Origin of the sequence: Glycocaulis sp., assembly GCF_052168375.1 — a bacterium.
Taxonomy (GTDB): domain Bacteria; phylum Pseudomonadota; class Alphaproteobacteria; order Caulobacterales; family Maricaulaceae; genus Glycocaulis.
The window spans coordinates 1-5,834 of the sequence record NZ_JBQLZR010000193.1 but is presented as its reverse complement, the minus strand read 5'-3'; the positions used below and the strand labels follow the sequence as shown (position 1 = coordinate 5,834).

5 protein-coding genes and 1 riboswitch are annotated in these 5,834 nt (G+C 63.8%); all 5 genes read right to left on the bottom strand.

The annotated features are described in order from the left end of the window. Nucleotides 1–205: 205 nt before the first annotated feature. A riboswitch (cobalamin riboswitch) is annotated at nt 206–427 on the bottom strand. Nucleotides 428–455: 28 nt separating this feature from the next. Beyond that, nucleotides 456–1,433 carry a type II secretion system F family protein gene (locus ACTS2Z_RS07625; RefSeq protein ID WP_442572618.1) on the bottom strand — a complete coding sequence of 326 codons (978 nt, stop codon included), beginning with the start codon at nt 1,431–1,433 and terminating at the stop codon, nt 456–458. A 12-nt stretch (nt 1,434–1,445) separates the two neighbouring features. After that, entirely contained in the window at nt 1,446–2,432 is a 987-nt protein-coding gene (locus tag ACTS2Z_RS07620; protein ID WP_442572617.1) for a type II secretion system F family protein, read from the bottom strand. Nucleotides 2,433–2,437: 5 nt separating this feature from the next. Then, the gene (locus ACTS2Z_RS07615; RefSeq protein WP_442572616.1) at nt 2,438–3,931 is read right to left on the bottom strand and encodes a CpaF family protein; all 1,494 of its coding nucleotides are present in this window, start codon (nt 3,929–3,931) and stop codon (nt 2,438–2,440) included. A gap of 15 nt (nt 3,932–3,946) precedes the next feature. Beyond that, nucleotides 3,947–5,518, bottom strand: a complete 1,572-nt coding sequence (locus tag ACTS2Z_RS07610) for an AAA family ATPase (protein WP_442572615.1) — start codon at nt 5,516–5,518, stop codon at nt 3,947–3,949. 24 nt (nt 5,519–5,542) lie between these two features. Continuing rightward, nucleotides 5,543–5,834, bottom strand: a 292-nt coding sequence (locus ACTS2Z_RS07605) for a CpaD family pilus assembly lipoprotein (protein WP_442572614.1), incomplete at its 5' end; no start/stop codon positions are given.

Genomic DNA, 5,834 nt, shown 5'->3' with positions numbered 1-5,834 from the left:
CCAGAAGGCAGATACACGTGCGCATGGCTTGCCGCCCCGCCTCAACCGGCAGGCCGGACAACCGGCCTGCATACAAACGTTTCGGGCGAAAAGGCTGCGCGCGCGGCTGCGGTGATACGCAGAACGCAAAGCGCAGGCCTCACGGCCCGGCTGTTTGCCGCTATGACGGATTGCATCCGTGTGCCGAAGGACTGTTCCCGGTCCCGCACAAGCGACTGCGGTGGCAGGTTTCCTGACTTGCGGGTCGTCGCCCTGGCGATGCCGCCTTCCCGGTAGCGCCCTTTGTCAGAAGGGCGTTCCCAGTGGCTTATGGCATCAAGGCTCGCCGCCTACAGTTGCGGGTACAGTCCCGGACTTGGAGATAAATCCCCTGACCGGTGTTCCCTTTTAACTCCCTCGCGGGAGCACCACCGGCAACAGGGGTAGACCCGGCAGGGTCCCGGCGTCAAGCGCGCCTACATCCCCTGGAAGGAAATGATGGCCGGCCCGAGGATCACCATGAAGAGCACCGGCAGGAAGAAAATGATCATGGGAACGGTCAGCTTGGCCGGCAGGGCGGCGGCCTTTTTCTCCGCTGCCGCCATGCGCATGTCCCGGTTTTCCTTGGCCATCACACGCAGCGCCTGACCGAGCGGCGTGCCGTAACGCTCCGCCTGCACCAGCGCCGTCGCAACGCCCTTCACGCCCGGATGATTGGTCCGGTAGGCAAGGTTTTCATAGGCCAGGCGCCGGTCCTGCAGATAGGCGAGCTCGGCAGTCGTCAGGGACAATTCCTCGGCCAGCTCGATGGAGCTGCTGCCCACTTCCGCGGCGACCTTCTGGAAAGCGGCCTCGATCGACATGCCCGCCTCGACGCAGATCAGCAGGAGATCGAGCGCATCGGGAAAGGCGAGCATGATGGAATCGCGCCGCTTCTGGGCGGCATTGGAGAGGTAGATGCCCGGCGCATAATAGCCCAGCAGCGTCAGCCCCATCACCACGGCGAGGCGTTGCACGGTCGACAGTCCGAAATCGTTGAGCAGGAACAGATAGCTGGCACTGATCGCAAACAGCACGATGGGCGCGATCAGCCGGGCGAAGTAGAAGCCGAAAACCGGCCCCTGCCCGCGCAGGCCCGCCTGGATCAGCTTGCGCTTCAGGTTGGGGTCTTCCAGCAGGGTCTGAAGGTTCAGGCTTTCGACCACCTTTCGATAGAGCGAACGCGTATCCTTGCCCCGCAGCGCACTGCCGCGCGACTCGCGCTCCAGCGCCTCGCGCGCCTTGCGGCGCAATTCCTCGCGCCGGTTTGCAACCGAGCGGATGCGCTTGTCCAGCTTGTCCCGCCCGAACACAGGACCGGAAACGGTCAGCGCGGTCGCAAAGACGAGAATGAACGCGATCAGCCCGAACAGATTGGCCGGCGTCGTGATCCAGTCGGCGAAGTCGGCAATCATTCCATCCTCCGCCTAGTGCTTGAAGTTGATCATGCCGCGCATGACGAAAATGCCCATCGCCATGACGACAAGCCCGCCGAGCAGCATGAACTGGCCCAGAGTATGGGTGAACATGACGCTCATATATCCCGGCGCCACCGCCATCACGATGCCAAGGACCAGAGGCGGCAAGGCACCGATAATCATGGCAGAGGCCTTCGCCTCGGATGACAGGGCCTGGATCTTCTCGCCCATCAGCTTGCGCGCGCGCAGCACGGCAGAGAGATTGCCCAGCGCCTCGGCAAGATTGCCGCCCGTCTTGGCCTGAATGACGAGCACGATGGCAAAGAAATTGAGCTCCGGCACTGGCATGCGCTGCGTCATGCGCCGCATGCCTTCGTCGAGATCAACACCGACCGAAATGCTCTCGTTCAGCTTGGCAAACTCGCTTGCGACGGGCTCCGGGCTCTCGCGCGCGATGATTTTCAGGCACTCGTTCAACGGCAGACCTGACTTCACGCCGCGCACCACAATGTCGATGGCATCAGCAAAATTGCTGGTGAACTTCTTCTGGCGGCGCGACACCAGAAAGCCGACCACCCAGCGTGGCAGGCCAAGGCCTGCAACAAAGCCCGCTGACAGTACGAGGAAGAGGTTGAGGCCACCGACAAAGGCACCCAGCGCGGCCAGCACACCGACAATCACCGAGCCGATCCAGAATTGCTGGGGCGTCCAGCTGACACCGGCCTGCTCCAGCCGCGCGCGCAAGGTCAGCGCACGCTTGCGCGCGGCCTTCTGGCGCTCTTCCATCTCCTTGAGCGTTTCCTGGACCTGACGCTTCTTCTGGGCAGTCTGGTCCAGCGCGCTCGTCTGGCGCTTGCCTGCCTGCAGGGGCGCGCCGACGGCAATCTGGACGCGCTGGGCCTGACGCTTGTTGCCGCCACTCGTGAAGGCAATGCCGACACCGGCCACGGCAACGAACGCGGCAATCGCGGCGAAGATGAAGGAAAGATCGTCCATCCCGGCTAGGCCTCCGACGCGTCGAGGGCGGCTGCCAGTTCACGCTCCAGACCGAAATAGCGGGCACGATCCCAGAATTTCGGACGGGCAATGCCGGTGGAGACATGGCGCCCGGCGATATTGCCGTGCTCGTCCTCGCCGGTAATCTCGTAGACAAACAGGTCCTGGGTGATGATGACATCACCCTCCATGCCCAGAACCTCGGTGATATGGGTGATCTTGCGCGAACCGTCGCGCAGGCGGGCGGCCTGCACCACCACATCAATGGAGCCGGAAATCATCTCGCGGATCGTGCGCGTGGGCAGGTTATAGCCGCCCATCGTGATCATGGATTCGATCCGCGACAGGCCCTCACGCGGACTGTTGGCGTGCAGTGTGCCCATCGAGCCGTCATGGCCGGTATTCATCGCCTGCAACAGGTCGAAGGCTTCCGGACCGCGCACCTCGCCAACGATGATGCGTTCGGGGCGCATACGCAGGCAGTTGCGAACAAGGTCACGCATCGTGATCTGGCCCTGGCCTTCCAGGTTGGGCGGGCGGGTTTCAAGGCGCACCACATGGGGCTGCTGGAGCTGAAGCTCGGCCGCGTCCTCACAGGTGATGACGCGCTCCTCCTCGCCGATAAAGCCGGTGAGGCAGTTCAGGAGCGTTGTCTTGCCCGAGCCGGTACCGCCGGAAATCAGCACATTGCAGCGCGACGCGCCGATGATCTGCAGAACCTTGGCCCCTTCCGGCGTGATCGATCCGAAATCGACCAGGTGCTGCATGGTCAGCTTGTCTTTCTTGAACTTCCGGATGGTCAGCGTCGGACCATCCAGCGCCAGCGGCGGTGCGATGACGTTCACGCGCGAACCGTCGGCCAGGCGCGCATCGCAGATCGGCGAACTTTCATCCACACGCCGTCCAACCTGGGAGACAATGCGCTGGCAGATATTCATCAGCTGCGCGTTATCGCGGAAGCGAATACTGGTCTTCTGGACGCGGCCATTGACCTCGATAAAGACGTCGCCGGCACCATTGACCATGATGTCGGCGATATCGTCCCGGGCCAGCAAGGGCTCCAGCGGACCGTAGCCCAGCACGTCATTGCAGATGTCCTGCAGGAGCTGTTCCTGCTCTGCAATCGACATAGCTACGTTCTTGATCGAGATGATCTCGGTGACGATGTCGCGGATTTCTTCTGCTGCCGTCGCGTTGTCGAGCCGGGCAAGCTGGCCCAGATCAATCGTGTCGATCAGCGCATTGAAGATCGTCGTCTTGATTGCGTAGTACTCGGCCGAGCGCTCCTGCCCGACGTGAATGCCGGGCGTCGGCTTCGGCTTGGCAGGCGCAGCAGGCTTTGCAGCCGCTCGCGGCTGGGCAGGCTGGGGCGCAGGGCGCGGACGGGCCGCCGCCTGCGGCGCAGGACGCGGGGCCGCTGCTGGCGCCGGAGCAGGCGCGATGCCTGCCGGTGCGGCGGGCGGTGTCGCTTGCGGTGCCGAGGTGCGCTTGCCGAACATGAGCCGCCGGCCCTCCTAGCCCTTGCGTCCGAAGAGGGATTTCAGCCCCTGACGGGACGGGCGGGCAGTGCCGCTGCTACGCCCGGTCAGGAGGCTGGCGACATGCGCAAAGCCTTCAGCCGCCTTCGAGCGGGCATCCACCTCGCCGATCATCTGGCCATTATTGGCGGCAGCTCCGAACAGGGCCGGCTCGAACGGCAGGACCAGCGCCGGGGCGGTGCCAAGCGCGCCGGCAAAATCCTTGAGCGGTATGTCGGGCTTTTTCGGACACCCGGCCATGTTCACGATGACCTTGGGCGGGGCGTCATTGGGGCGGTTCTGGCGCACCAGATCGAAGAGATTCTTGGCATTACGCAGGCAGGCAAGATCAGGCGTGACCGTAACCACAACCTGATCGGCGGAGAGCAGCGTCCGGCGGACCCAGGGCGCCCAGGCATGAGGCAGGTCGAGCGCGATGAAGGGAGCCTGGCGGCGCACCTTCTCCAGAACGGTCTCGAAGGCCTCTGCCCCGAAATCCCAGTCACTTTCCAGCGTAGCGGGCGCCGAAAACAGGCTGAGGCGTTCCCCGCACTTCACAAGAAGCCGGTCGAGCAGGGCATCGTCCAGCCGGTCCGGATCAGCGAGCGCCTGGCTGATCGTCTGCGCAGGGTCCTGATTGAAGTCGAGACCGGCCGTGCCAAAACTCAGATCGAGATCGACCAGCACGGTATCCATCTGCTGCATCTCGCCCATGCACCAGGCGATGTTGTGCGCAATCGTGGATGATCCGACCCCGCCCTTGGCCCCGACAAAGGCGATGGAGCGGCCGGCGAACGGCGCATCAGGATCCACAAAGAGACCGGAAATGGTCTTGATGAGGTGCAGCGGCGTCATCGGCGGAACGAGATACTCGCTCACCCCGCGCCGGATCAGCTCGCGATAGAGCGCGATATCGTTTGCAGCGCCAATGATCACGAGCTTGGTGTCACCGTCGCAGACCGAAGCCAGCTCTTCGAGCTGGGCAAAGAGTTGCGGTCCGCGCATGCCTGTCTCGACGATGAGAAGGTTCGGGGTGGACTCGTCGTGGAAGCGCTCGATCGCACCGGCAAGGCCGCCAAGCTCAACCTTCACATGGGCGCGCGAAAGCCGGCGGTCTGAACCCGCATGATGGATCAGCGCGCCGGTTTCCGGACGCTCGCAGAACGCCTCGATGGAGATACGCGGCACAGGCTGGATGACATCGCTGTCATTGCCATCCACCTCGCCATAAAGGCCGGGCGGCACGGCGGAGAGTTCAGAGGCGCGCCACTGCGTTTCGGTTGCGCGGGGCCGCGGCTCCACCGGATCAGCCGCGCTCTCGAAATCCGGCTCGGTCCGGTTTGCAGCCGCCAGCCGGGCACCGAAACCTGACGAACGCGGTGTTTGCTGGGCGTGCGGAGCAGGCGCCAGGGGCTCGTCAAAGCCCTGTGCCGCATCCATGTCGCCGCGCAGTCGGGCCTCGACAGCAGCCGCATCCAGAAACGGATCTGACGGCAGGGAAAAGTCATCACCGACAAAATCGTCGCCGGCGTCAAACCCGTCATCTTCGTATGGTCTGGGCTGTGTCATCGGGCTTCTTCGTCCAACTGGTGACTATTCAACGACGCGGCTGACAGCGCCGCTTTCATCCGCGCTGCGTTCGCTTGACGTGGACTGGCCATCGCGCCAGCGATCAAGCACAACCTGACGGCGCGCGGCGTCCGGATCATCAACGGCATTTGCGCGCGCCAGATCACGCGGATCAGCAATCATCGCGGCAAGGTTCTGTTCGGTGGCGCAGCCAAACCCGCCCCAGCGGCTGCCCGGCCCGGCATTGCGCACATTGCTCCACCGGTTCTCGCAAGCCGGAGCGATGGCGCGGTAGCGTGTAAACGAGAAGATGACA

Coding starts and splice junctions, on each gene's coding strand:
- ACTS2Z_RS07625 (WP_442572618.1), bottom strand. CDS start 1,433: ATGATTGCCGACTTCGCCGACTGGATCACGACGCCGGCCAATCTGTTC.
- ACTS2Z_RS07620 (WP_442572617.1), bottom strand. CDS start 2,432: ATGGACGATCTTTCCTTCATCTTCGCCGCGATTGCCGCGTTCGTTGCC.
- ACTS2Z_RS07615 (WP_442572616.1), bottom strand. CDS start 3,931: ATGTTCGGCAAGCGCACCTCGGCACCGCAAGCGACACCGCCCGCCGCA.
- ACTS2Z_RS07610 (WP_442572615.1), bottom strand. CDS start 5,518: ATGACACAGCCCAGACCATACGAAGATGACGGGTTTGACGCCGGCGAC.